Raw genomic sequence first — 26592 nt, 5'->3', positions numbered from 1 at the left:
TGTATTATTTTTTAAAAATGTGTATATATATTATTTGTTTATGCATATAATATAATGGTGCACAAATAGTATTATTTTTACTGTCGCGGGGTGGAGCAGTCCGGTAGCTCGTCGGGCTCATAACCCGAAGGTCGCAGGTTCAAATCCTGTCCCCGCAATCTAAGTTATTTTCAAGGGAAGCCCTTTGAAAATACTTCGGTCTGGTAGTTCAGTTGGTTAGAATGCCTGCCTGTCACGCAGGAGGTCGCGGGTTCGAGTCCCGTCCAGACCGCCATTTATACTTTTAAAAATACGAAACGATGTTTCGTTTTTTTTATGCATTTTTGCTTAAATGGCGAAAATTAGGTAAAATACATAATGAATGGACATCCTTAGGACCTATCCTAAGGTTTTTTTTTACAAAAATAAGGTAGAATGAAGATAGCAGCATGCTATTGTTTCATAAAAGGTGATTATATGAATCAATATGAAAAAATGACACAAGATCCCAGCGAAACCTTCGGGCTTGCATCTCGACTTGCAGAGTTATTGAAGCCAGGCGATGTAATCTGCTTAGAGGGTGATCTGGGCGCCGGGAAAACCACCTTTACTAAAGGCTTAGCTAAAGGCTTAGATATACAGAGAACCGTTAATAGCCCGACCTTTACAATAATAAAAGAGTATAAAGGCAGGCTGCCCTTGTATCATATGGATGTATATCGGGTCGCTGATTCTTATGAAGATTTGGGCTTTGATGAATACTTTGAAGGCGATGGTGTAACCGTTGTTGAGTGGGCACATTTAATTGAAGAACAATTGCCAGTTGAATTTTTAACAATTTATTTGTATCACGAGGGTCCTGAAGAGAGAAAAATTAAGTTTGTTCCAAAAGGAAAAAGATATGAGCAATTATGTAAGGAGATATTTCTAAATGACCATTCTAGCGATTGATACTTCTAATTATCCATTAGGAGTTGCGCTTATTGAAGATAATCAGGTGCTTGGTGAATATATTACCAACCTAAAAAAGAATCATTCGGTTCGAATTATGCCCGCTATTCAGACGCTGATGACGGATTGTGATAGAGTTCCGGCACAGTTAACCAAAATTGTGGTTGCGAAGGGTCCTGGCTCCTATACGGGAGTTCGTATTGGCGTAACTATCGCCAAAACAATGGCTTGGTCTTTAAAAATTCCCTTAGTGGGAATATCTAGTCTTGAAATCATCGCTGCGGGGGCAGGGAGATACTTTAATGGATATGTATCGCCTCTCTTCGATGCAAGAAGAGGACAAATCTATACAGGGTTATATGAATATCAAAGCGGGGAGCTAACGGCCGTTAGAGACGATCGCCTAGTCATGTCAGCAGATTGGGCTGCCTCATTAAAAGAGCTAAAGAAACCAATTTTATTTGCGGGCAACGATATATCCCTTCATCAAGCTGTGATATCAGAAACCTTGGGCTCGCAAGCAGCATTTGCTGCCATTACGGAGCATAATCCCCGCCCTTCGGAGCTTGCCTTATTAGGAGATAAGAAACAGGGAGATGATATTCATTACTTTGTTCCTAATTATATCCGTTTGGCTGAGGCAGAGGCGAAGTGGCTAGAGGCAAATGGGCAAATTTTAAAAGGATAGGATTAGAGAAAAATGGTAGATTCTTATGTTTTTCGTTATATGAAGGAAGAAGATATCGATCAAATTTTAGAGGTTGAACATGCCTCTTTTGCTACACCCTGGAGCAGAGATGCTTTTTTTAATGAAATTAATAACAATAAATTTGCCGTTTATATTGTATTGGAAGAAGACCTAAAAATTATTGGTTACGTTGGTGCCTGGGTTGTCATTGATGAAGCTCATGTAACAAATGTGGCTGTCCTTCCTGAATATAGAGGCAGAAAACTTGGGGAAGCATTGCTTCGTAAAATGATGAAACTTGCTAAGGATATGGGTGCTAGAAGCATGACTCTTGAGGTACGCGTAACGAACCATGTAGCACAATCTCTTTACCGTAAGTTAGGTTTTCAAAATGGCGGCATTCGGAAAAATTATTATTCAGATAATCAAGAAGATGCCCTAGTAATGTGGGTGAATTTATGAAAAAAGATCAGTGGATTATGGGTATTGAAACAAGCTGTGATGAAACAGCTGTTGCCATAATAAAAAATGGCAGAGAAATTGCTTCGAATGTGGTTGCCTCCCAAATTGAAAGTCATAAGCGGTTTGGCGGAGTGGTTCCTGAGATTGCTTCCCGTCATCATGTTGAACAAATTACGATTATTATTGAAGAGGCCTTAAAGGAAGCGAATCTAACATTACCAGACTTAGATGCAATTGCGGTAACCGAGGGACCAGGTTTAGTGGGAGCCTTATTAATTGGTGTAAATGCAGCCAAAGCCCTAGCATTTGCGCATAACATCCCACTTGTTCCCGTTCATCATATTGCTGGCCATATATATGCAAACCGGCTTGTGACAGAGTTACATTTTCCTCTCCTCTCCTTAGTGGTTTCTGGCGGCCATACAGAATTAGTTTATATGAAAAAACAGGGCCACTTTGAGGTCATTGGTGAAACAAGAGATGACGCTGCAGGCGAGGCTTATGATAAAGTTGCAAGAACGTTGAAACTGCCGTATCCCGGAGGACCGCATATCGACAAACTTGCTCAAGAAGGCAGTGACACACTTAATTTGCCTAGAGCGTGGTTAGAAGAGGGATCGTATGATTTCAGCTTTAGCGGACTAAAATCAGCCGTTATCAATACAGTCCATAATGCAGAACAACGGGGTGAAGTTATCGCTCCAGAGGACCTTGCTGCAAGCTTTCAGGAAAGTGTTGTTGAGGTACTTGTGAAGAAGACAGTAAAAGCAACCGCTGAGTACAAGGTGAAGCAAGTTCTGCTGGCTGGTGGAGTTGCTGCGAATAAAGGGCTTAGAAAGGCACTTGAGGAGGCCTTTTCTGAAAAAAAGGATATTGATCTAGTTATACCGCCTTTAAACTTGTGTACAGATAATGCTGCAATGATTGCAGCTGCAGGAAGTATCATGTTTGAAAAAGGAATCACAGCCGACCTTTCTTTAAATGCAAATCCAGGATTAGAAATAGATTTATACAATTAGAGTCCTTCTGAATAAGAAGGGCTTTTTTTTGTTTTTGAGGGTTCTACTACTGGTTTCTTTATGGAATTGTTACCGAAAAAATAGAGGCTAGGGATTTGGAGGAACAATCTTGGGTTGATTGTGACCGAAAAAGGGAAGGCGAAGGAATTTGGGGAACAATCACGGGTTGATTGTGACCGAAAAAGCGAAGACGAAGGAAATTGGGTAACAAACATAGGTTGATTGTGACCGAAAAAAGCGAAGGCGAAGGAATTTGGGTAACAATCCTGGGTTGATTGTGACCGAAAAAGATGAATCGAACGTATTTGGGTAACAATCACGGTTGGATTGTTACCCAAAAAGCTGTGGAGATAAAACTTCGGTCACAATAATGGTGCTAACAAGATATTGTACACTTTCTTAAGTGTATAAAACGCATTTTTTGTGGATAACTTTCTTTCGAAAAATTGCGCTTACATGAATAATGTGGGTAACTTACTAGTTTTGTGTGGACAATGTGGATAAGTAGTGGTTTTTCTGTGGATAGTGTGGAAAAGTGGGAATAAGGTTGCAGTACTAAGATTTAATATGTGAATAAAGTTGTGGAAAAGGGATCTTGATTAAAAAATTTAACGGTTTTTAACGAATTGTGTCGATTAATAAGTGAAAATGTAGAGCTGCCTTCATAGGGGAAATATTAAAATCAGTGAATATAGTAGATAAAAGAGGATTCACAAAAAAGGGGGATTTGTATGAAAAGTAAATTCTTAGCATGGATGTTTATGGCCCTATTTTTATGTTTAGCTGGCTGCAGCTTAGATATTAATATTTCAACCGACGATAAAAAGCCAGTAGTGACTGATGATGAAAGTGATCAAGAGCAGGAAGAAAACAAACAATACGAAAATGAAGTCTTTAAAGAAGTTACCGTATCAACATCAAACGGTGAGACAACTGTAAAGGGGAAGGCAAGGGTTTTTGAAGGTGTATTTCAATATGCCGTACTTTCTGGAACTGAAGTTTTACAAGAAAACCATTATCAAACAGACGGTGCCCCAGCATGGGGAAGTTTTGAAATTACTGTTGATAAAGAGCTTATGACAAGGGAGTCTGTTTCAATGGAGTTATTCGTTTATTCAGCAAAGGATGGTTCTAAAACAGATGTCTTAACCATTCCATTAAAATAAAGAAGGGGCTTGGATATTCGTTATCCAAGCCCCTTCTATTTATTCCGCCAGCTCAGCCCATTCTTCCATTAACATCTCGAGCTCAGTTTTTGCTTTTTCATTCATTAAATTGATTTCAAGAACCTTTTCGTGGTCCTGGAATATCTCAGGCTCACAAAGCTTTTCCTCGTACTCCTGGATGACTGTCTCCAGCTCTTCAATCCGTAATTCTATTTCTTCTAGTTTTCTTTTACGCTGACGCTCAAGCTTTTTACTTTCTTTATCCTGTTGATAGCTATTTCGTTCTTGAACTTCCACTTGGGCTTGTTTCTTTGTGCTGCTGGCAATTTCTAAAGCTTTTAGCTCCTCTTCCTCGAGCTTTTTCTCTAAATAATAGTCATAATCACCAAGATATTCGGTACTACCATTTGCGCTTTGCTCCAATACCTTGGTTGCAATTCTGTTAATAAAGTAGCGGTCGTGTGATACAAAGAGAATTGTACCTGGGTAGTCGACTAATGCATTCTCGAGAACTTCTTTACTATCTAAGTCAAGATGGTTCGTAGGCTCGTCCAAGATTAGAACATTTGCCTTTTCTAGCATTAATTTTGCTAATGCAAGTCGTGCCTTTTCCCCGCCGCTTAACGTAGAAACAATTTTTAATACGTCGTCCCCGGAAAACAAAAAATTACCTAAGACCGTTCGTATTTCTTTCTCGCTTTTTAACGGCCATTCATCCCAGAGCTCATTTAGAACCCGCTTATTCGAGGTTAATTCGGCCTGCTCCTGATCGTAGTAACCAACGGCCAGGTTTGCACCGTATTGAATGCTGCCATCTAGTGCAGGAAGTTTTTTAATGATTGTTTTTAAGAGAGTAGATTTCCCGATTCCATTCGGCCCAACTAAGGCAATACTTTCCCCGCGAAAGGCACGGAAGGAAATTTTCTCAGATATTTTTTGGTCATCATAGCCGACTGCCAGGGAATCTACTAAAAGGACATCATTCCCCGTTTGTTTTTCTATTTCAAAAGAGAAGGTGGCAGACTTCTCGTCACCTAATGGCCGGTCCATTAAGTCCATTTTCTCCAATTTTTTTCGACGGCTTTGAGCACGCTTGGTTGTCGATGCCCGTGCTAAGTTACGCTGAATAAAATCTTGAAGGTCCGCAACCTCCTGCTGCTGCTTTTCATATAACTTTAGATCACGTTCATAATTAGCCGCTTTTTGATCTAGATAAGAGCTATAGTTTCCAATAAACTTTTGAATTTGTTTCCGTGAAACTTCATAAACCTGTGTGACTACTTTATCCAAGAAGTAGCGGTCATGGGAAACAATTAAAATTGCTCCATCATACCCTTGTAAGTATTGCTCCAGCCACGTAAGTGTGTCGATATCAAGATGGTTTGTAGGTTCATCCAAAATTAATATATCGGGCTTTGTTAAAAGGAGTTTCCCTAGTGCCAGGCGCGTCTTCTGACCACCGCTTAAGCTTGAAATCATCAAAGAGTTATTATGAAAATTCAAACCATGGAGGATAGAGCGAATATCTGCTTCGTACTGATACCCTCCCTGTTCTTTAAATCTCACTTGCAATTCATCATATTCTTTTAAAATTCGATCATAGCGGACACTATCCTCTATAGCAGAAGGATCCGACATCGAAACCTCTAGCTGTCGAAGTGTTTTTTCCATACTTCTAAGGGAGTCGAAAACGGTTAACATTTCATCCCAGATCGACAAATTTGATTCTAATCCGGTATTCTGAGCTAAATAACCAATGCTTACTCCCTTTGGTTTAATAATTTCCCCGCCATCATGGGAAAGGTGGCCGGCGATAATTTTCAATAATGTCGATTTTCCTGCACCGTTTCGGCCAACAAGTGCTACGCGGTCCCGCGTTTGTAATTCTAGTTTTATATTCGATAAAATTTGGTCTGCACCATAGTATTTTGATAGTTGATTCACTTGTAATAAAATCATTGTTTTTCACCTCAATTACTAAATTAAGTGTACCTTATTCCAACAATGACAGCAATAAAGTGTACTAGTTATGGGGAAAATAAGAGAATCTTGAAAGAAAAAAATGTAAATTTCTTTATGCATTCGCTCAAAGTTTCACAGACAAATTCAAAAAAATAGTGTATTATTTTGTGGGAGGATTATATTTATGTCTGAATTTACTCATTTTAACGAAGAAGGAAGAGCGAAAATGGTGGATGTTAGCGATAAGCCAGAAACGGCCCGTACGGCACTTGCTCATTCCAGTATTACGGTTAGTCGAGATATTTATGAAAAAATTACAAATAATGAAATGAAAAAAGGCGATGTGCTTGCTGTGGCTCAAGTAGCTGCGGTAATGGGGGCGAAGAAGACTTGGGATTTGATCCCCATGTGTCACCCTATTCCTTTAACAGGAGTAAATATATCCTTCTCATGGGAAAAGGAACATGATACCGCATATACATTAAATATTGCTGCTGCTGTGAAAACAAAAGGAAATACAGGTGTTGAAATGGAAGCGTTAACAGCTGCGTCAACATGTGCATTAACGGTTTATGATATGTGTAAAGCAGTAGATAAGGGTATGGTTATAGGAAAAACATATTTGGTTGAAAAGACGGGCGGAAAAAACGGAGATTTCCATAGGACAGTACCAGTTAAATAGATGTTTAACCAATTTATAGGGGGTGGGAGAATATGAGTAATGAAACGATGAAAATACCGCAAGCGACAGCAAAACGGCTGCCCTTATATTATCGATTTTTAAAGAATCTGCATTCTTCCGGAAAACAGAGGGTATCCTCTGCAGAATTAAGTGAGGCAGTGAAAGTCGATTCGGCAACCATTCGCCGGGATTTCTCTTATTTTGGCGCCCTGGGGAAAAAGGGATATGGCTATAATGTCAATTATTTATTAACGTTCTTTCGGAAAACACTAGACCAAGATGAATTAACAAAGGTAGCCCTAATTGGTGTAGGTAATCTTGGTACAGCCTTTTTAAATTATAATTTCTTAAAAAATAATAATACAAAAATTGAATGTGCGTTTGATGTGGATCCAAACAAGATGGGAACTACGATTCGAGATGTACCAGTGTTTCATATGGATGAGCTGGAAGAGGTTCTAAGCAATGATAATATTCATGTAGCCATTCTAACCGTACCTGCTCCAGTGGCACAGATGATTACAGATCGACTTGTAAATTCCAATATTAAGGCAATCCTGAATTTTACTCCTGCCAGATTAAATGTACCGCCATCGATTCGCGTTCACCATATTGACTTGGCCGTTGAATTACAATCACTTATTTACTTCCTAAAGCACTACCCCACAGAAGAAATAGAAGAATAAGAGTAAAGACCTTTTCGCAGACAACGTGAAAGGGTCTTTTTTGTCGAATGAAAAATGCGGATGGAAACTTTACTTGCGTAACAGTGTTATGTTACATTGTTCTTATGAAAGGGGTTTTCATGATGAGTGAGGATTTAATTTCGAAGAAGGATTTGTTAGATGCAGCCGGAATATCATATGGTCAGTTGTATAGGTGGAAACGAAAAGACCTTATTCCTGAGGATTGGTTTATCAGAAAATCAACCTTCACAGGACAAGAGACCTTTTTTCCGAAAGTGAAAATTTTAGAACGAATCAATAAAATTCAAATGATGAAAGAAAACCTTTCACTAGATGAATTAGCTGATATGTTTTCACCGAATATTGCTGATTTGCAGCTGGAGAAAGATGAGTTAGTAGAGCGTAACATTGTTTCAGTTTCGGTGCTTAATTACTATTTGGAGATAGAACAAGGCGGACCAATGTTTAATTTTTCACGAATCCTAGAAGTGTATGTTTTAGAAAAACTGCTTCAGTCAGGTGAGGTTAATTTGGATGAAGGAAAAATGCTGTTAGAAGTTTTACTAGACAATAAGTCATTAATTAAGCAAAAGAATGCTGAATTGGTCATCACAAGAAAATTAGGTGTTTCTTCTTGTCTTTTACTCATTAACGTGGAGAACTTCCAGTTTGACCGGAACACAAAATTAGTCACCCAGTTATCACTAATGGCTTGTATGGAAGAGATTAAATCAAAATTATTATAAAGGAGAATCAAAATGGAGACGAAAAAAAGGGGAGACTTGCTCATAAATGGCTTTGGCTCATCAAATGGGGGATCCTTTCAAAGTGTTAGTATAAATGGGAAAGGAACCATTACGGGTGAGGTGGAATGCTCGGATTTAGATTGTAACGGATCAGGGTTCATAACAGGGAGCGTTATTGCGGGTCAGGCACGGATTAATGGACATGGCAAGATTAATGGCGACATGGAGAGTCAAATTCTAACGGTTGATGGAACGGCGGGAGTGACAGGGAATCTGAGTGTAAAGAAACTGAAGGTTTCAGGCAAAGCGAATGTCGGAGGTAAAATTAAAAGTGATGAAATAATGATAAAAGGACGCTTAACGGTGGGTGAAGATTGTGAGGCGGAAAGATTTAGGGCGGAATCAAAATTTTCGATCGGCGGCTTGTTGAATGCTGATTTAGTAGATATCACTATTTTTGCTGATTGTAACGCAAAGGAAATAGGCGGTCAAACCATTCTAATCAAGCAAAAAAATTCTCTGCTGGGTTTCTTTAAACCTTTTGTTCGAACCCAATTGAAAACGGAATGCATTGAAGGAGATAAGATTGAGATTGCAAACACCAAGGCCGGTATTGTCCGTGGTAATCAAGTCGTTATTGGGGCTAATTGTGAAATCGAGGTTGTAGAATATTCTGGCGAATTTACGATGGATAAGAATTCGATCGTTAAGGATATCAGAAAGATTTAATTGAGGGGTGAAGGGAAATGGAAAAAGGTCAAAACCTAACGATTAACGGCTCCGGAAACTACTCCGGCGGGCATTATAACAAAGTCAGCATTAGGGGAGATGCCACACTTGTTTCTGATGTAGAATGTACTGCTTTTAATATCTTCGGAACGAGTGAAGCATTGGAGAATGTTAAAACAAAGTCTGTAAAGGTCCTTGGTGAGGCAGAAGTAAAGGGAAATTTGGAGTCAGAGGAAATGCTGGTAATGGGGACATTAGCAGTCGGAGGCAGTGCTGCTTTAAAGAAAATGAAAATACTCGGAACACTTGATGTTGGTGACAATTTAACAGGAGATGAAGCAAATATTAAGGGAACAATCTCTGTAGGCGGGGACGTTGAATATGAGACCTTTGATTCTTCAGGCGGCTTTGAAATTAAAGGTTTGCTGAATGCAGATAAAATTAACATATCGTTACGATTCGGGCAGAGTTTTGCAGAGGAAATTGGCGGCGGGTTCATCACAGTTAAGAAAAAAAGTAATTCCTTCCTGCCGTTTGTAAAAGAGTCGGGGATGCTTACAGCCAAGGTGATTGAAGGCGATATTATCTACCTTGAGAATACAAAAGCAGAAATGGTTCGCGGCAAAACCGTGAATATTGGAGCAGGCTGCCAAATTGAAAGTGTTGAATATTCGAATGAACTGAAACAGGATAAAAATTCAACAATAAAAACAAAGACAAAGCTTTGATGGGACGTCTTTAATCAATGGACGAATTGGATGTGGCGGTAAAAAAAGTAATGTATGCCCTCTTATAGCGACCGTGGCACTGCATATTAGATTGAACGGTAACCAAAGAGCTCTTATAGTGACCATGGCACCTGCAATAGTTGATTGAACGGTAACTATAGAGGTCTTATAGTGACCATGGCACCTGCATATTAGATTGAACGGTAACTATAGAGGTCTTATAGTGACCATGACACCTGCATATTAGATTGAACGGTAACTATAGAGCCCTAATAGTGACCATGGCACCAGCATATTTGATTGTATGGTAACTATAGAGCCCATATAGCGACCATAGCACCTGCATATTAGATTGAACGGTAACTATAGAGCCCTTATAGTGACCATGGCACCTGCATAGTTGATTGAACGGTAACTATAGAGCCCTTATAGTGACCATGGCACCTGCATAGTTGATTGAACGGTAACTATAGAGCCCTTATAGTGACCATGGCACCAGCATAGTTGATTGAACGGTAACTATAGAGCTCTTATATTGACCCTAGCACCTGCATAGTTGATTGAACGGTAACTATAGAGCCCATATAGTGACCATGGCACCTTCAATTTTGTTTGTAAGGTCACTATAAAAACTACATTGAAACCTTTTTCAACACTATAAAAGGTCTCTTCGCATTTGTGGAAGAGACCTTTTGGCTTAACTTTATTTTTTTAAGCTTTTCTTATATCTGTTGTAAAAGAATATGATTCTTATACCGGAACCGAAGTCAAAGGTGGCGAGGATAACAAGCAGATAGCTGAAAAAACCCCAGCCGTTTTGTGCGACATCCTCAACAGCAAAATAGGTAAACAAACAGCCGAGTATGATATAAATAATTCCGGAAAACATGGGTGAACGTTTCATAAAAAGCCTCCGATAAAGTTTTGAATTTGTTCTGCCTTACGCATTAATTCTTCAATCTCTTCTCTATAAACAGACTGAATAACAACAACTAATGTGTTCATGGCAACATGGGCAAAAATTGGTACAAGAATCTGTTTCGTTTTTACATAGAGAAAGGCAAAAGTAAAGCCCATCGCTGAATAAAGCAGAATATGCTGAGGCTCCATATGAGCCAATGCGAAGATGACTGAACTGATTAAAGCTGATAAGAAAAAGTTAAAATGTTTATGAAGAGTACCGAAAATAATCTTCCGAAAGACAATCTCCTCTAATATTGGTCCAATAACTGAACTGACTATAATGGCCAGCGGAAATGATTCAATAATATTAAGAATTTGCTGTGTGTTTTCAGATCCCATTTCAACGCCGATAAGCCTCTCAATATTAGCTGCTAGGGATTGGGAAAACATAGCCAGGAAGACACCAAATACGGCCCAAACAGCAGAATAGGTAAAGGAACTGCCTCTTTCATTCAGCACGGGTTTCTTCATTTCCGTTCGTAATAGGAAAAGAATAATAACGAGTGCGAGGGTAAAGCTGAAAATTAGCCAATAGGGAACCACCAGCCCTTGATTTATCCCTAAGTATCCAAAGATAAACATCAGCCCAGGAATTCCAATTAAGCTTGATAACTGCATTGCTATATAGACAATTAATATTATCCAATATTCCCTTTTCAAATTTTATATCTCCTTTTGAGAAACCTTCTTGTTATTTTAACCTATAGTTCATTCTACTAATAATAGGAGGGTTGTTTCAATTTTAATGTTTATTTTTAAAAACGAAGTATATTCCTGCGTGTAAATCACATACTTGTAAGGTTGCAAAAAATAACAAAAAATATCGCTTCATACTTGCAAATTTTTTTTGCATTGATTATTATAATAATTGTGTTAGCACTCATGTTAAGAGAGTGCTAATAAGTCAGAATTACATATTTATTTGAGGAGGTTGTTTGATTTGTTAAGACCACTAGGTGATCGTATTGTCATTGAGCTTGTTGAATCAGAAGAAAAAACTGCAAGCGGTATCGTTTTACCGGACTCAGCTAAGGAAAAGCCTCAAGAAGGAAAAGTTGTTGCCGTAGGTACTGGTCGTGTACTTGAGAATGGCGAACGTGTTGCTCTTGAAGTTTCTGTAGGCGATCGTATTATCTTCTCAAAATACTCTGGTACAGAAGTTAAGTTCGAAGGAACTGAATATTTAATTTTACGTGAAAACGATATCCTTGCTGTTGTTGGGCAATAAATAGAAAAGCGGAAGCGCCTTGAACAGGGGCGATAGGCATAAGGCGAGCCGGCGGGAAGGTTGCTCTTTAACCTTTCTGACGGATTGGCTTATGACCCCGAGCCCCTAGGCGCTGGAGCTGGACAGTTATCTAAATTAATATAACAATATTAGTCTAAAAAATACGAGGAGGTTTTTTGAACATGGCTAAAGAAATTAAGTTTAGTGAAGATGCACGCCGCGCGATGCTACGTGGTGTTGATGCGTTAGCAGATACAGTAAAAGTAACTCTTGGACCTAAAGGACGTAACGTAGTTCTAGAGAAGAAATTTGGTTCACCGCTTATTACTAATGACGGTGTAACAATCGCGAAAGAAATCGAATTAGAAGATGCATTTGAAAATATGGGTGCGAAGCTAGTTGCTGAAGTTGCTAGCAAAACAAACGATGTTGCTGGTGACGGTACAACAACTGCTACTGTTCTTGCTCAAGCGATGATTCGTGAAGGCTTAAAGAACGTAACAGCTGGTGCTAACCCAATGGGTATCCGTAAAGGAATTGAAAAAGCTGTTGCTGCAGCGGTTGAAGGATTAAAAGCAATCTCTAAACCAATCGAAGGCAAAGAGTCTATTGCACAAGTTGCTGCTATTTCTTCTGATGATAGAGAAGTAGGTCAATTAATTGCTGAAGCAATGGAGCGCGTTGGTAACGACGGTGTTATCACAATCGAAGAATCAAAAGGTTTCACAACTGAATTAGATGTTGTGGAAGGTATGCAATTTGACCGTGGATATACATCTGCATACATGGTAACAAACACAGACAAAATGGAAGCTGTCCTAGAAAATCCATATGTCTTAATTACTGACAAGAAAATCTCAAGCATCCAGGAAATCCTTCCTGTTCTTGAGCAAGTTGTTCAACAAAGCAAGCCATTATTATTGATTGCTGAAGATATCGAAGGTGAAGCACTTTCTACTTTAGTATTGAACAAACTTCGCGGAACATTCAATGCAGTTGCTGTTAAAGCTCCTGGATTTGGTGACCGTCGTAAGGCAATGCTAGAAGATATCGCTGCTTTAACTGGCGGTGAAGTAATCACTGAAGAGCTAGGCCGTGAATTGAAAACTGCTACAATCGCATCTTTAGGACGTGCTTCTAAGATCGTTGTAACGAAAGAAAATACTACAATCGTTGAAGGTGCAGGAGATACTGCTGCTATTCAATCACGTGTAAACCAAATCCGTGTTCAATTAGAAGAAACTACTTCTGAATTTGACCGTGAAAAATTACAAGAGCGCTTAGCTAAATTAGCTGGCGGTGTGGCAGTAATCAAAGTTGGTGCTGCGACTGAAACTGAATTAAAAGAACGCAAACTTCGTATCGAAGATGCTTTAAACGCAACTCGTGCAGCTGTTGAAGAAGGTATCGTATCCGGTGGTGGTGTTGCCCTTCTTAACGTATACAACAAAGTTGCTGAAATCCAAGCTGAAGGCGACGTACAAACTGGTGTAAACATCGTATTACGTGCGATTGAAGAGCCAGTACGCACAATCGCTCACAATGCAGGTCTTGAAGGTTCAGTTATCGTTGACCGCTTAAAGCGCGAAGAAGTTGGAACTGGCTTCAACGCTGCAAGCGGTGAGTGGGTAAACATGATCGACGCTGGTATCGTTGACCCAACTAAGGTTACACGTTCAGCACTTCAAAACGCTGCATCCGTAGCGGCTATGTTCTTAACAACTGAAGCAGTTGTTGCTGACAAGCCAGAACCAGCTGGTCAAGGCGGAATGCCTGACATGAGCGGTATGGGCGGAATGGGCGGCATGATGTAATAAGGGGTTAAAAACCTTGTTATATTAACGTTTTAGGTTGGTTTGGTTAATATTTGTGTGCGGAGTTGTGTGCATTACACACACAACCAAACATGACAGAAGAAAAACTTACAATTAGAGAAGGTCTTCCATTAGTTTATCAAACTTATGGGAGGCCTTTTTTCTTTGTTGAAGAAGGTTATAGAAGAGTGTCCCATTAAGTTATGATTATGGGACACTCTTTTATTTACAGCTTTCTTTGAATATAGTCTTAACTGGAAGTTAATATATGTTAATTATCATGTATTTTACACTAATAGCAAAAAAAATTAGAATTGAGGAAACAGTTCGATTTTTCACTTTAGTTGAATAACGCTAGACTTTGGCTAAAAGGAGTTGATTAATGAACTACCCAATAAATATCAAGTAAGAAGAAAGGTGAATAAGCATGACAACCATGAAAGAAGTTGCCAAGGAAGCAGGGGTGTCCATAATAACCGTCTCCAGGGTTTTAAATTCACCTGAGCTGGTTAAACCTGTGACAAGAAAAAAGGTCGAAGAAGTGATGGGAAAATTAAATTTTCAAACCAATCAGGCAGCCAAAGCGTTAGTCAATAATCAGACTAGAGTGATCCATTTATTTATCCCACAAAATATTTCAATGAATAATCCATTTGCTATGCATTTTATTTCTGGAATCAGTGATGTATTGAGTTCAAGATATTATTCATTTCTTGTTCGCCGGGAATGGGATTTCCCTTATAAATGTGATGGAATTATTGGAATGGGAATCAGCACAAATGAAGAGGAACTGATAAAAGAAAAGTTCAATGTTCCTTTTGTACTATTTGGACACACACAATTAGATGAATTTGAGTGGGTTGAAGTAGACAATTTTCAAGGGGCGTATGACATGACGGACTATCTCATTAGTTTGGGTCATAAAGAAATTGGGTTCATCTTGATCAATGAAAACAGGAGATTTGCGTTTGATCGATTGAATGGATATAAAAAGGCCCTAGTAGATCATGGCATTCCGGTGAATCCGGATTTAATCCAATACGCTGCAAATGAAGAAAATGATGGATATATCAAGTCTTTAGAGCTTTTAAGCCGCAAAAACATATCGGCTTTATTTTGTACAAGCGATGAGCTTGCATTAGGGGCTATAAGGGCAGCCAGAATATTGGGGAAAAAAATACCTCAAGATATTTCGATTGCTGGATTTGATGGTCTCGGATATGAGAACCTCACAGACCCAAAAATCACAACCATGCATCAGCCTGTTTATGAAGCAGCTAAAACTTTAGCTAATGTACTTGTGGATCGGATTGAAAATCCTCATACAAACAGGGTAACGAAAATGATATCCCCAATTATACGGGTAAATCAATCTGTATCAATGAACCAGTTGGCATAACCAACAGGATGCGTGTTAAACCATTTTTTTAAATTAAAAAATGATAACGTTATCATTCCATTAACATTTTATAAATCATTTAAGTCGGAGGGGTAAAAATGAAAAAAGTGTTTGGTTTGTTAGTAAGTGCTTGCTTGTTGGCTTCTGCTACAGCTTGTTCCGGAGGTTCTCAGAGCACAAGTGGTGGAGAATCAAAGGAAATTTCTATGTGGGCCTATGAGCCTGAATCGAAACAGAATAGAGCCAAATTGGAAGATCTGACGGAAAAATTTGAGCAAGAAAATGATGTGGATGTAAAAATAACTTTCATTCCTAAAGATAACTTTAATACGAAATTAAACAGTTCGATTGCTGCGGGAAAAAATCCGGACGTTGCATATCTTGATCAACCTTTATTGGCACAGTTCGCCAAGGATGGAGTTCTTTTAAACATTGATAAATATGCGAATGGAGAAAATGGGATTAATAAAGATGAATTTTTCCAAGGGGCATTTGAAACAGCCCAGTATGATGGAAAATTATATGGACTTCCAATGAATCAAACGACCGTAGCCTTATTTTACAACAAAGATTTGATGCCAGAGCCGCCAAAAACATGGGATGAGTGGGTTGAAAAATCAAAGGCTATTTATAAAAAGAATGAAATAGCTGCATTCGAGGGACTAGGGACAGGTGGATGGGCCGCTTGGTTATTCCCTGCATTGGTTCACGGAGCAGGCGGCACCATGGTAAATGAAGATGCAACTGCAGCAGCATTCGGTGAAAAAGCTGGTGTGGAATCCCTGGAGTTAATGAATGAGCTTAAGAATTATTCTGATAAGTCAGTAGTAGAGAGTCAAAATGCATTCGGCAATGGGTTAGTGGCAACGAAAATCAGTGGCGCATGGGAAATTGGCGGATTTGAAACTAACTTCCCTAATCTGAACTTTGGTGTGGCTTTAATCCCTTCCAAAGATGGAAAGTCTTACTCCAATATTGGCGGTGAAAACCTAGTAGTCTTTAAAAATAGTGAAAATGGTGAGGATTCTTATGAGTTAATCCGTTATTTAACCAATGAAGAAAATGCTTTGACGATTTCAGATATAACAGGCAATTTCCCTGTACGCAAGTCAGCTGCTGATAACCCTAAATTTTCAGAGAATGAACATCTAAGTGTTTTCTTGAAGCAATTGGAAACATCTGTAGCAAGACCAGCGATTACAAACTGGCTGAAGATTAATGATGAAGTGATTGGCAAAGCGATTGACGAAGTTCTTGTAAGCGGAAAATCAGCGGAAGATACACTGAAGACAGCACAAGGAAAAGCCAACAATCTGATCAAATCAGGTAAATAAACGGCATATGGGAAGTAACGGTTCCACTTTACTTCCCTTTTATTAAATGAAAGTAGGTGAAACGATGAAACGATTTGTGCAAAAAGAATGGTTTATGGGTTATTTGTTTATTCTTCCATTGTTAATTTATTTTTTAATTTTTCAACTTGCTCCAATGTTAATCTCCTTTTTTGTGAGTTTTACAGATTGGAATATGCGCAGCACCCCAGAATGGGTTGGGTTGACGAATTATAAAAATTTACTGACCGATTCAGAGAAGTATCCGGACTTTTGGCCGTCTCTTTGGATTACAGTCAAATACATTCTTTATAGTTTGCCTGCTGGCATTTTTGTCTCACTTGTCGTTGCCTCTCTTTTAAATGCAAATGTGAAGGGGGAAGGATTTTTTAAAACGGCTTATTATATACCAAACGTAACAGCTGGAGTTGCGGTAGCCGCGATGTGGGTTTATTTGCTTGATCCGAAACTCGGACTAATTAATCAACTCTTCCAAACAGATCATACATGGCTAGCTGATGTTAAAACAGTTTTACCTACACTTGCCGTTATGAGTATCTGGGGAGGTCTCGGATATAACGTATTAATTCTCATATCAGCAATGAAAAACATACCCGAAGAATTATATGAGGCAGCAAAAATAGATGGTGCCAACATCTGGCAGAGATTTGTCAACATTACCATCCCAACGATTCAGCCTACCATCTTCTTTCTCGTAACAACAGGCTTAATTGCGAGTTTCCAAGTATTTGATCAGATGTATTTGATGACCGGTGGTGGTCCAAACGGCGCCACGACCACCTTTTTATTGAGTTTATATAACCATGCATTTAGATATTATGAAATGGGTACAGCCAGTGCGATGAGTTATATTTTGCTGATTATTATCTTACTGATTACATGGGTCAATTTTAAATTTTTCCCTCAGCGGAATGATATGTAGGTGATGAAAAATGAGCGAAACCAAGTTGAATAAACAATTAAATATAACAAAACCACTGAAGTTAAAGCCCGTGTTTAGAAAGGTGAGTCCTGACAGAATTCTCCTTTATGGGTTTCTAATTTTAATCGCCGTCATTCTTTTAGGGCCCTTTATTTGGTTGGTCTCTGCTTCTTTTAAAGAAAGTAAAGACATTTTTTCCACCACTTTTACTTTATTCCCGCAAAGGGAAGACGGTAGTATTTATTTTTCATTTGAAAATTATACCGGTGCCATCGAATACCTGCAATTCGGGTCACTGTTCGTCAACACCTTAATCGTATCTGTTGTCACGACCATCATCAATTTATTTTTTAATAGTTTAGCAGGTTACAGTTTTGCCAGACTGAAATTCAAAGGACGAGATTTGATCTTTAAGTTAATGCTGACATCAATGATGGTTCCTGGGACTGTACTACTTGTGCCCAATATGATCATTATTAACAAGCTTGGATTATACGACAGCCTGGGGGCGCTGATGGTTCCGTTCCTGATGAGTGTCTATAATATTTTTCTAATGAGACAGCACTTCTTGAGCCTTCCAAGAGAATTAGAAGAGTCTGCTATTATCGATGGTGCCGGTTGGTTCACAGTTTTTTGGAAAATTGCGATGCCGCTTGCTAAACCGATTTGTGTTGTATTGGGGATCTTCACATTTATGTGGAACTACAATAACTTTTTATGGCCGCTTGTGGTCATCAATTCACCAGAAAACTACACACTGGCTTTAGGCCTAGGAGCGTTAATTAGCGCTAGCAATACGAGTGCTGAAAATTACCCGTTAATGATTGCGGGTGCAGTGGTAGTATCACTTCCACTAATTATTATTTTCGCATTATTCCAAAAGCATATTATGAAGGGAATTAATGTTGGTGGTGTAAAAGGATAGCGAAAATTTCATTCGGAAGGAAGTAGTATATGACCATTAAGTCAAATTCATTATTTTCCTCTTATGAAAATGCTATGAATAACAACAGTTTAAACCCAACATTTGAGCTAAGAGAGGTAAATAGTCAACGTATTCCTTTTCAAAATGGAATTCCTTACCCTTCTTTTGAACCTCAGGATCGACTGATTTTTTCGCTGGAAGGGAAATGGAAAAAGAAACGATTTAAGGCAGATCATGATTGGACAATGCTAAAGCGGGATAAGAAATGGATACAAAGTACTCAGCTCGATTTCAATGGAGTGGCGAGGGCTGATTATGATGATAGTAGTTGGGGGAGTCACAACATTCCCTTGCCTGAAAACAATCTTACCGGAAAAGAACAAACACATGCAGCGGAAACCTATGAAGATGGTGTCTGGTATCGAAAAAAGGTGTTTTTAGAAACTGAATGGGAAAACAAGGTGGTTACGCTGAAGTGTCTTGGTCTCTCATACATAGGAGACTTTTGGATCAATGGACAGTATGTTGGCTATCACGAAGGCGGGTATACTCCTTTTGCCTTTGATGTGACGGAATATCTAAGAGTGGGGGATAACACGTTTGCGATTCGAGTGGATAACCCACCTTGGAAAACGCGGTATGATACGATTCCAGCTGTTGACAACGATTTTTTTAACTATACAGGAATCATCCAAGACATCTATCTGGAGGGCACAACAGGTTTTCAAGTCGTTAGAGCCGATGTGGTACCGGAGAACATAAACGGTAAAGTGAAGATTTCCGTCGTAATTGAAAATCGAACGAGTCAGGCTCAACACGTTTTCTTAAAAAATCAGCTTTTTGAGACAGATTTTCTTTCAAACAAATGGCTCGAGCAACCGGAAGCTAAAAGTATATGTGCGAACAAAGCCGCATGCCATGGCTTATATGAAATAAATCTGGACCTCTTACCGAACGAAACACGGGTTGTGAAGTTTAATGTTCATGTCTATAACCCAAAACTGTGGAGTATACGAAAGCCTCATTTATATGTTTTAGGAGTTTCTTTAGAAACGAAGGGCAAATTGATTGATACCTTTTTTACGCAGTTTGGCATCCGGACCATTTCGACGAAAAAGGCTCAAATCTTGTTAAATGAGGTACCTGTATTTCTCGCAGGTGTGGCCAGACATGAAGAATGGCCAGAGTTTGGCCGGACCGCTTCATGGGATCGTATTAAGATTGATTTTCAGCTCATAAACAATCTCCATGTCAATATGGTTCGTACCGCACATTACCCCAACCATATTTATACATTTATTCTGTTAGACCGCCTTGGACTGACTGCGATGAGTGAAATACCTTTATGGCAATTTGAAACCAAGCACTATGAGATTCAGGAAAAAAGAAAAATCTCTTACCAAATGTGGAGAGAAATGATTTTTTCCAACTATAACAGACCTTCGATTATGATGTGGAGTACTCAAAATGAATCAAAAGATGTCAAGCTTCGGAAAAAGTATAATGAAACATTAGTCAATGAGGTTCGAAACAACTATAACGACCACCGCTTAATCACTCAAAGTGCAGCTGCTGATCAGCCTGGATTTGAGGATGAGTCAATAGAACCGTTAGATGTAGCAGGATGGACGATGTATTTTGGAATTTTTCATGGAAGCACTCCTTATGAGGGAACAAGGAATTTTATTGAAAAGGCCCATCAGAAATGGCCTGATAAACCGATTTTAAATACAGAGTATGGAATCTGGAGCAATGCGGATGGAAGCAACCTGGAAAAACAGGTGGATATTTATCAGAAAGTTCAGTTAGCTCTTCTTGAAAAGGCGACGGTAAGTCCTGAAGGGTTGATGAATGTGCATGGCTATGTCGCAGGAATGGATTACTGGACAGCCTTTGATTGGTACGTTAACCATAATCAGTTTTACCAGACAATGGGGCTGTGCCATATGGACCGGAAAACGAAAAAGCCATTATTCTATGAATTCGTGAAAGACCATAAGCGATTAATGGAAAAAACAAATGGTATGGCAACGAAATTTCCAATTACCATGGAAGCCCGAGAATAGAACTATAACATTACAAAAGGAGTCATAACATGATTGAAGTGAAAGATGGAGTTTTTTATAAAGAAGGAAAACCTTTTGTGTTTATATCAGCTGATTATCCCTATTACCGGGATCATCCTTCCAACTGGGAAAATCGGCTGGATACGTTAAAAGCAGGAGGAATCGATGTGGTGACCTTTTATGTCCCATGGAGGCACCATCACCTGCAGCTAGATGGTGAAGTAGTAATTGACTTTATAGGAGATACACAGGGAAATCGAAATGTACGATTATTTCTTGAACTGATTCAGCAAAAGAACATGTACGCAGTAGTAAAGCCGGGGCCTTTTATTCATGCAGAAACTGATTTTGGCGGTCTGCCGGATTTTGTGGAAGGCGGCAAAGTATATGAAGCGATGCTTGACAATCAAGACAACGAACGGGAATGGCATAAAGTACTGCCCGCTCCATTTGACCCCAAATTCGAAAAGGCTGTATGTGATTGGTTTAAAGCAGTGGATGATGAAGTCATTCACCCTTACACCTATCCGGAGGGTCCAGTCATTGCCTTGCAAATATTAAATGAAGGTCTTTATTCCGATGGGCAGCATAGTGTTTTAGCTTACGACTACTCAAAAAGTGGCCTGAACTATCATTTTACTAGATTAGAAGAAAAGTACGGTTCAATTGAGAACTATAATACGTTATTTAAAACCACCTATTTGTCTTTTCAGGAAATCCCGATTCCAAGGAAATTTGATTTACATGAAAAGAAAGATAAAAGTGAGCTGAATCCTTATCTCGAATGGTCTGAAACTCAAAATCAATTTCTTGGAGAGCTATACAAACGGTGGGGAAATGCGGTTGATACCAAATTGCCGGTCTTTAATAACATCAATCCACCTTTAGATGAAACAAAAGGGTTTGATTTTTGGTTGACAAGGGTGGTACCTGAGCATTGGAATGTCCATTACGGATTTACCAACTGGATTGGGGTTGTGTCCCATGATGAGACAGCGTTTTTAAGATATCTGTTATTAGTAAAACGCAGCCGCGGTATTAACCTGGAAGAAAACTGGGGCTTTTCCAAGCTCTATGACTGGCGGTACAAATACCACCATATTCCGTTTTACCAAACTGTCCTCGCAATGGCGTTAGGCGCAACAGGTTTCAATGTTTATACAGGGGTGTCCACAAGCGAATGGGATGAAGGGCTGGACAGTATGCAGGCAAAACCTTACCCTGATTGTTCTCCGATATCAGAAACTGGAGAAACGGGTGAAAAATACGAAGCATTAAAACTACTAATTAACTATCTCAAAGAAAATGAAGAATGTTTAATGCTTGGAAAACGGACAAATGAAGCGACGTGGGGATTGTATAACCCCTATAACTACTTGGCTTCTTATGGAAATGAAAATAAAGATTATCACCTTTTAGGCGAGAAGGCGCCAAAGAGTGGATTCCATGGACTTGAATCCTTTATGCAAACGATGCTTCATGACCAGCGTGAGTTCGGTATGGTCAATCTAGAAACAACTAGTCTAAAGGATTTACTAATGGAACGGCATTTAGTTGTCCTGGGGAGCTTCTTTATGCATGAAGGTGTTCAGCAGAAACTCATTTCCTATGTGGAACAGGGTGGAAAGCTATTCTACTTTGGAGAGCTTCCTAAATATAACGAGTACTTCGCTGAGTGTTCTATCTTAAGTAAACTTATTCAGTCTACCGATCGTTTCTTTACACGGACAATCAACAAAGGCAAGGTAATTTATTATCCTGAGAATCCATTTACTTCAGGCGGAATTTCGAAGACTTTCAGCCACCTGCTATTGAATGAAGCCGGTCCATCCCGTTTATCTTCAAAGGATGCCTATACGTTTTTGTATGAGCATGGAAACCAAAAGGTGGTATTCATCTTAAGTACGTCTCAATTTGAAAAAGAACATGAGGTTATGGTGGACGGTGAACTTCTGAAAGTTACAATGCCAGCAAAAGGATGCTCGATTGTAACCCTGGACGGTAGAAAAATTAAGTCGTGTCTGGTAAAAGGCATCAACGATTACGACCAGTCATCTGTTATCCCAACGGTCATGTACAAAGATGACATGATTAAGGGAGAGGCATCATCCGATATGTTTTATTCAGGAATTAAGGAATTTATTTAATTAAGAAAAGAAGAGAAAAGTGAAGTTGAGTTAAAAAGGAAGCAGTATTACCTCTTGTTTTCCTGATTGGAGTATAAAATGGAAGGTTTGTATATGTAGAACAAACTTCCTGTTTTTTTGAATGGTAACGTTAACATTGTTAGAAGGCAAATAGGACTATAAATAATGATGAGTATGGCAAAATATTAATCTTGCAAAAGGAGGGCATTATATAATGATAGGAAGAATACTGAATCCAGTGGTTGTGATGTGCCTTTTGATTGGTTTGTTACCATTTACCGGAATGAATACACAAACAGTTAAAGCAAAGCAAGATTCTGTTCAGGTATGGCTGACAACTGCGAATCAAAGCAAATTGCTTAGTCGGGAACCCGATCTGAATTTTGAGACTAATAGCGCACCAAATGAAACCACCATTAATGTAAACGAAAAGATTCAATATCAGAAAATGAAAGGTTTCGGTGCCAGCATGACCGATTCGTCCGCCTGGCTGATAGAAAATAAATTAACTACCAGCCAGCGGGATAATCTCATGAAAGGTTTATTTGACCATGAGAAAGGAATTGGGATCAGTTATGTCCGCCTGCCAATGGGAGCTACTGATTTTTCACTAGATAACTATACTTATAATGATCTGCCGGAAGGACAAACAGATCCTGAAATGAATAATTTTTCAATCAAATATGCTCGAAGCTATATCATTCCAGCGCTTCAAAAAGCAAAGGCAATCAATCCAGAATTGAAGATCATGGGGACTCCTTGGAGCGCGCCGGCATGGATGAAGACAACAGGTACACTAAATAAAGGAAAATTAAAAGAAGATGCTTACCAGGCATACGCCCTCTATTTTAAGAAATTTATAGAAGCTTATGAAAAAGAAGGGCTGCCAATTGACGCGATTACCGTCCAGAATGAACCTCATCACGAAACACCAGGCTACCCGAGTATGAGGATGGAAGCGTCAGAACAAGCAAACTTTATTAAAAATCATCTTGGCCCTGTCTTTGAAGAAAACAACGTCGATACAAAAATTATCGCCTGGGATCATAACTGGGATGAATATGACTATCCAATCGAGGTATTAAACGATCCTGAAGCGAAAAAGTATATTGCAGGGTCTGCTTTTCACGGTTACGCAGGTAATGTGCAAAATCAACAGTACGTAAAAGATGCCCATCCGGAAAAAGATATTTACTTTACAGAGAGTTCAGGAGGCGAATGGGCTACTGATTTTGGCGGGAATCTTCAATGGGACCTGCAGAATCTAATCATCGGGGCGACAAGAAATTGGGCAAAGACTGTATTAAAATGGAATATTGCCCTCGATGAGTCTTTTGGACCAACGAATGGTGGATGCTCCAATTGCCGTGGAATTGTTACCATTGATCAGGAGACAGGCAAAGTAACGAAAAATGTAGAGTATTATGCGTTTGGGCACGCAAGTAAATTCGTCATGCCAGGTGCCCACCGGATTGCCTCTAACACATTTGGTGATGGCAATATTGAAAATGTAGCTTTCAAGAACCCAGACGGATCGAAAGTGCTGATTGCGCTGAATTCTTCAAAGAAAATGAAGGACTTTAAAGTCCGCTCCGGAAAAAATTCGTTCTCCTACACGCTGCCGGCTGGGGCTGCTGCTACCTTTGTCTGGTCGAAACAACAAGCTGGAGAAAAGTTAACAAGTCCTTATAGTAAAATCGAAGCCGAGGATTACCACAAAATGTTTGGCGTTCAAACGGAAATCACCACAGATGCAGGCGGCGGGAAATATGTAGGGAAAACGGATGATAATGATTATCTGCTTTTCAAAAATGTTGAATTTGTTGATGGTACAGTAAGCTTAGATGCCAGGGTATCTGCAGAAGGAAACGGGAAAGTTGAATTTCGGACAGGAAGCAAAGATGGAACCTTAATTGGAAGTTTAAACGTTTCCAATACTGGCGGGCAGCAATCATGGAAGACTAAATCAACTGAAATAACTGGTGCTAGTGGTGTTCAAGATGTGTATGTAGTGTTTAAAGGATCGGTAAATTTAAACTGGTTCCAGTTCTCAAAGCGTTTTTGGGTGGATTCATTCAATTATTTATCAGATAACGGAGATTTTGAACAAGGAAATTTAACAAACTGGTCTGGCTGGAATCCAGAAGGACAGCCAAGTGCCCAAAAAATCGATACAGATGGGCCTCGAGGAAAATATAAACTAACGCATTGGTCTGGCAATGATTATATGCAAACCACTTACAGAACTGTACAAGTTCCGAACGGTACTTATCAAGCCTCTATTTGGGTCCGGAAAGATACCGGAAATAAGGTTAGGCTTGAAGTAAAGAAATATGGAGGAACTGACTTATTTGCGAATGCCGGAATTGAAGGGATTGGAGATTGGAAGAAAATTACCATCGATGGAATTCGTGTAACAAATGGGCAAGTTGAGATTGGGATTTTTTCCGACAGTCCAGCTGGTAAATGGGCAGCATTCGATGATGTTGAGCTTCATCCCATGACTACCGTTGCGTCTGGTACATCAAAAGGAGAGAATTCTCCGTCTGTTCCAGTCGATCTAGTCTCAACATCGAAGGAAGTGGCCTCGATTGACTTAAGTTGGAAGGGTACAGAGGATGTAGATGGCTATGTCATTTATCGATCAGTAAAAACGAATGGAGTTACAGATGTTTTTAGTGAGAGAACAATTGTTGACAGTAATGCATTAAGTTATGCCGACAAAGGGTTACAAGGCGGCGTAAACTACTGTTACAGGGTGTCTGCTTTTAATGAATCAGGCGAATCTGCGGCAGGAGAACCGGTATGCGCGATAACCGTTAATGGTCAGGATTCCGAAAGCCCGGCAGCACCAACGGGGGTGAGAGCTATGCCTGGAATTGAAAAGATAACGTTATATTGGAATCACAATGTAGAAAAAGACTTTTTACAGTACAACATTTATCAGGATGGAGTGCTGATTGGATCCATTGATCCGGTTACGACCACAACGTACACAATTGAAAATATTCCTAGTGGTAAAACCTATCAATTTGAAGTTACAGCAGTAGATATGGCAGGAAATGAATCGCCTTTAAGTGATGGAGTAAATGTTAGTCCAATTCCCCAAGGAACTCCTGTTAAGTTTCTTAATTCCGGATTTGAAGTAGGAACATTGGAAGGCTGGAGTGAGTGGCATCCTGATGGGCAGGAAATGGCAAATTTCGTTGATACAGATTTCCCGCATGAAGGTGGTGAATACAAGTTAACCCATTGGCAATCAACGGATTATAAACAAACAACCTATCGTACATTGCAAGTACCAAATGGAACATACCGATTAACCGTTTGGGCTAGAACGGGCGGTGGACAGAACACTTTCAGGCTGGAAGTCGGAGACTATGGCGGCGAAGATAAGTACGCAGATATGCGTTCCGCAGAAGGAGGAAGATGGATGCCATTTACTATTGATCCGATCACAGTGACGAATGGACAATTAAAAATCGGCGTTTATTCAGACGCAAAGGCTGGCAATTGGGCTGCGATTGACGATTTTGAATTAGTCACATATGAACCGGTAAGTATGGACTAATGGAGGGATTCTATTTCTGATTTCTCTTTTTTGGACAGAATTCACTTTTTGTGAATCTGTCCCTTTATTTAGTTTTAATTTGCTTGCTATTTGGTTATTAATTTTATTTTGATTTTTTCTGTCCATTGACATTTTTGTACTTCAAAACCGAACACGTTCCATTTAGCGAGTAAGCTTTTTTGTGTGGGGATTTGTGTGCTATTGGATTTTGCCATATTTAAATGTATTTAATTGAAACGTAATAAAACGTTGAGTTTAAAGGATTTTTAAAACCCTATTTTGAGCTGTTATATCACAAAATGAATGGGCGGCATGATGTAATAGCCGCTTTACCCCTTGATATATAAGGGATTTTAAGTAAGATCCTAACGGTTACAAAAATTAAGAGATAATTGACGGGGCTTCCC

General features: G+C 39.3%; 22 protein-coding genes and 2 tRNA genes. 21 read left to right on the top strand and 3 right to left on the bottom strand.

The features are described from left to right. The first annotated feature begins 84 nt into the window (after positions 1-84). From SFC47_RS22255 to SFC47_RS22225, 7 genes are all read left to right on the top strand, one after another. Positions 85-158, top strand: a tRNA-Met gene (locus SFC47_RS22255). Between the two features lie 39 nt (positions 159-197). Further along, a tRNA-Asp gene (locus SFC47_RS22250) sits at positions 198-274 on the top strand. A 182-nt stretch (positions 275-456) separates the two neighbouring features. Continuing rightward, entirely contained in the window at positions 457-930 is a 474-nt protein-coding gene (tsaE, locus tag SFC47_RS22245) for a tRNA (adenosine(37)-N6)-threonylcarbamoyltransferase complex ATPase subunit type 1 TsaE (RefSeq protein ID WP_411256742.1), read from the top strand. Next, a complete protein-coding gene (gene tsaB / locus SFC47_RS22240) occupies positions 911-1618 on the top strand; it encodes a tRNA (adenosine(37)-N6)-threonylcarbamoyltransferase complex dimerization subunit type 1 TsaB (protein WP_411256741.1) in 708 nt (235 codons plus the stop codon). The genes tsaE and tsaB overlap by 20 nt, the downstream gene beginning before the upstream one ends. Positions 1619-1630: 12 nt before the next feature. Continuing rightward, complete coding sequence (gene rimI / locus SFC47_RS22235) at positions 1631-2080, top strand: ribosomal protein S18-alanine N-acetyltransferase (protein WP_411256740.1); 450 nt, start codon at positions 1631-1633, stop codon at positions 2078-2080. Beyond that, the gene (tsaD, locus tag SFC47_RS22230) at positions 2077-3099 is read left to right on the top strand and encodes a tRNA (adenosine(37)-N6)-threonylcarbamoyltransferase complex transferase subunit TsaD (protein WP_411256739.1); all 1023 of its coding nucleotides are present in this window, start codon (positions 2077-2079) and stop codon (positions 3097-3099) included. The genes rimI and tsaD overlap by 4 nt, the downstream gene beginning before the upstream one ends. Positions 3100-3830: 731 nt before the next feature. Next, the gene (locus SFC47_RS22225) at positions 3831-4265 is read left to right on the top strand and encodes a Gmad2 immunoglobulin-like domain-containing protein (protein WP_411256738.1); all 435 of its coding nucleotides are present in this window, start codon (positions 3831-3833) and stop codon (positions 4263-4265) included. Positions 4266-4304: 39 nt separating this feature from the next. Here the strand turns inward: SFC47_RS22225 and SFC47_RS22220 are convergent, their stop codons facing one another. After that, the gene (locus SFC47_RS22220; RefSeq protein WP_411256737.1) at positions 4305-6224 is read right to left on the bottom strand and encodes an ABC-F family ATP-binding cassette domain-containing protein; all 1920 of its coding nucleotides are present in this window, start codon (positions 6222-6224) and stop codon (positions 4305-4307) included. Between the two features lie 187 nt (positions 6225-6411). On the opposite strand from SFC47_RS22220, the gene moaC reads away from it, so the two are divergent. From moaC to SFC47_RS22195, 5 genes are all read left to right on the top strand, one after another. Further along, positions 6412-6909 (top strand): cyclic pyranopterin monophosphate synthase MoaC, encoded by a 498-nt coding sequence (moaC, locus tag SFC47_RS22215; protein ID WP_411256735.1) that lies wholly within the window; start codon positions 6412-6414, stop codon positions 6907-6909. A gap of 32 nt (positions 6910-6941) precedes the next feature. Continuing rightward, positions 6942-7595 (top strand): redox-sensing transcriptional repressor Rex, encoded by a 654-nt coding sequence (locus SFC47_RS22210; protein WP_411256734.1) that lies wholly within the window; start codon positions 6942-6944, stop codon positions 7593-7595. A gap of 122 nt (positions 7596-7717) precedes the next feature. After that, a complete protein-coding gene (locus tag SFC47_RS22205) occupies positions 7718-8341 on the top strand; it encodes a YhbD family protein (protein WP_411256733.1) in 624 nt (207 codons plus the stop codon). Positions 8342-8353: 12 nt separating this feature from the next. Beyond that, a complete protein-coding gene (locus SFC47_RS22200) occupies positions 8354-9070 on the top strand; it encodes a polymer-forming cytoskeletal protein (protein WP_411256732.1) in 717 nt (238 codons plus the stop codon). Between the two features lie 17 nt (positions 9071-9087). Beyond that, positions 9088-9798: a cytoplasmic protein gene (locus tag SFC47_RS22195; RefSeq protein WP_411256731.1), complete on the top strand. Its 711-nt coding sequence runs from the start codon at positions 9088-9090 to the stop codon at positions 9796-9798. 703 nt (positions 9799-10501) lie between these two features. Here SFC47_RS22195 and SFC47_RS22190 read toward each other — a convergent pair. Then, positions 10502-10702 carry a YdiK family protein gene (locus SFC47_RS22190; protein WP_411256730.1) on the bottom strand — a complete coding sequence of 67 codons (201 nt, stop codon included), beginning with the start codon at positions 10700-10702 and terminating at the stop codon, positions 10502-10504. Next, the gene (locus SFC47_RS22185; RefSeq protein WP_411256729.1) at positions 10699-11421 is read right to left on the bottom strand and encodes a CPBP family intramembrane glutamic endopeptidase; all 723 of its coding nucleotides are present in this window, start codon (positions 11419-11421) and stop codon (positions 10699-10701) included. Before SFC47_RS22185 ends, SFC47_RS22190 begins: the two co-directional genes overlap by 4 nt. A 280-nt stretch (positions 11422-11701) precedes the next feature. Here SFC47_RS22185 and groES point away from each other — a divergent pair, with 280 nt between their 5' ends. The 9 genes from groES to SFC47_RS22140 all read left to right on the top strand — a co-directional run bounded on the left by groES (position 11702) and on the right by SFC47_RS22140 (position 26185). Then, the gene (groES, locus tag SFC47_RS22180; protein ID WP_411256728.1) at positions 11702-11989 is read left to right on the top strand and encodes a co-chaperone GroES; all 288 of its coding nucleotides are present in this window, start codon (positions 11702-11704) and stop codon (positions 11987-11989) included. Positions 11990-12171: 182 nt separating this feature from the next. Further along, positions 12172-13803 carry a chaperonin GroEL gene (gene groL / locus SFC47_RS22175; protein ID WP_411256727.1) on the top strand — a complete coding sequence of 544 codons (1632 nt, stop codon included), beginning with the start codon at positions 12172-12174 and terminating at the stop codon, positions 13801-13803. A gap of 427 nt (positions 13804-14230) precedes the next feature. Further along, positions 14231-15202, top strand: a complete 972-nt coding sequence (locus tag SFC47_RS22170) for a LacI family DNA-binding transcriptional regulator (protein WP_411256726.1) — start codon at positions 14231-14233, stop codon at positions 15200-15202. 98 nt (positions 15203-15300) lie between these two features. Beyond that, entirely contained in the window at positions 15301-16536 is a 1236-nt protein-coding gene (locus SFC47_RS22165) for an ABC transporter substrate-binding protein (protein WP_411256725.1), read from the top strand. Between the two features lie 46 nt (positions 16537-16582). After that, positions 16583-17476, top strand: a complete 894-nt coding sequence (locus tag SFC47_RS22160; RefSeq protein ID WP_411256723.1) for a carbohydrate ABC transporter permease — start codon at positions 16583-16585, stop codon at positions 17474-17476. Between the two features lie 10 nt (positions 17477-17486). Then, the gene (locus SFC47_RS22155; protein WP_411256722.1) at positions 17487-18401 is read left to right on the top strand and encodes a carbohydrate ABC transporter permease; all 915 of its coding nucleotides are present in this window, start codon (positions 17487-17489) and stop codon (positions 18399-18401) included. A 29-nt stretch (positions 18402-18430) separates the two neighbouring features. Continuing rightward, positions 18431-20467 carry a glycoside hydrolase family 2 TIM barrel-domain containing protein gene (locus SFC47_RS22150; protein ID WP_411256721.1) on the top strand — a complete coding sequence of 679 codons (2037 nt, stop codon included), beginning with the start codon at positions 18431-18433 and terminating at the stop codon, positions 20465-20467. 29 nt (positions 20468-20496) lie between these two features. Beyond that, positions 20497-22614, top strand: coding sequence for a beta-galactosidase (locus SFC47_RS22145; protein ID WP_411256720.1), 2118 nt, complete (start codon positions 20497-20499; stop codon positions 22612-22614). Between the two features lie 214 nt (positions 22615-22828). Further along, a complete protein-coding gene (locus SFC47_RS22140) occupies positions 22829-26185 on the top strand; it encodes a carbohydrate-binding protein (RefSeq protein ID WP_411256718.1) in 3357 nt (1118 codons plus the stop codon). Positions 26186-26592: the final 407 nt, after the last annotated feature.

This window comes from Neobacillus niacini (genome assembly GCF_046591715.1).
GTDB classification, from domain to species: Bacteria; Bacillota; Bacilli; order Bacillales; family Cytobacillaceae; genus Neobacillus; species Neobacillus niacini_L.
This window is presented reverse-complemented; position numbering and strand designations above follow the sequence as displayed.

Coding starts and splice junctions, on each gene's coding strand:
- tsaE (WP_411256742.1), top strand. CDS start 457: ATGAATCAATATGAAAAAATGACACAAGATCCCAGCGAAACCTTCGGG.
- tsaB (WP_411256741.1), top strand. CDS start 911: ATGACCATTCTAGCGATTGATACTTCTAATTATCCATTAGGAGTTGCG.
- rimI (WP_411256740.1), top strand. CDS start 1,631: ATGGTAGATTCTTATGTTTTTCGTTATATGAAGGAAGAAGATATCGAT.
- tsaD (WP_411256739.1), top strand. CDS start 2,077: ATGAAAAAAGATCAGTGGATTATGGGTATTGAAACAAGCTGTGATGAA.
- SFC47_RS22225 (WP_411256738.1), top strand. CDS start 3,831: ATGAAAAGTAAATTCTTAGCATGGATGTTTATGGCCCTATTTTTATGT.
- SFC47_RS22220 (WP_411256737.1), bottom strand. CDS start 6,224: ATGATTTTATTACAAGTGAATCAACTATCAAAATACTATGGTGCAGAC.
- moaC (WP_411256735.1), top strand. CDS start 6,412: ATGTCTGAATTTACTCATTTTAACGAAGAAGGAAGAGCGAAAATGGTG.
- SFC47_RS22210 (WP_411256734.1), top strand. CDS start 6,942: ATGAGTAATGAAACGATGAAAATACCGCAAGCGACAGCAAAACGGCTG.
- SFC47_RS22205 (WP_411256733.1), top strand. CDS start 7,718: ATGAGTGAGGATTTAATTTCGAAGAAGGATTTGTTAGATGCAGCCGGA.
- SFC47_RS22200 (WP_411256732.1), top strand. CDS start 8,354: ATGGAGACGAAAAAAAGGGGAGACTTGCTCATAAATGGCTTTGGCTCA.
- SFC47_RS22195 (WP_411256731.1), top strand. CDS start 9,088: ATGGAAAAAGGTCAAAACCTAACGATTAACGGCTCCGGAAACTACTCC.
- SFC47_RS22190 (WP_411256730.1), bottom strand. CDS start 10,702: ATGAAACGTTCACCCATGTTTTCCGGAATTATTTATATCATACTCGGC.
- groL (WP_411256727.1), top strand. CDS start 12,172: ATGGCTAAAGAAATTAAGTTTAGTGAAGATGCACGCCGCGCGATGCTA.
- SFC47_RS22170 (WP_411256726.1), top strand. CDS start 14,231: ATGACAACCATGAAAGAAGTTGCCAAGGAAGCAGGGGTGTCCATAATA.
- SFC47_RS22165 (WP_411256725.1), top strand. CDS start 15,301: ATGAAAAAAGTGTTTGGTTTGTTAGTAAGTGCTTGCTTGTTGGCTTCT.
- SFC47_RS22160 (WP_411256723.1), top strand. CDS start 16,583: ATGAAAGTAGGTGAAACGATGAAACGATTTGTGCAAAAAGAATGGTTT.
- SFC47_RS22155 (WP_411256722.1), top strand. CDS start 17,487: ATGAGCGAAACCAAGTTGAATAAACAATTAAATATAACAAAACCACTG.
- SFC47_RS22150 (WP_411256721.1), top strand. CDS start 18,431: ATGACCATTAAGTCAAATTCATTATTTTCCTCTTATGAAAATGCTATG.
- SFC47_RS22145 (WP_411256720.1), top strand. CDS start 20,497: ATGATTGAAGTGAAAGATGGAGTTTTTTATAAAGAAGGAAAACCTTTT.
- SFC47_RS22140 (WP_411256718.1), top strand. CDS start 22,829: ATGATAGGAAGAATACTGAATCCAGTGGTTGTGATGTGCCTTTTGATT.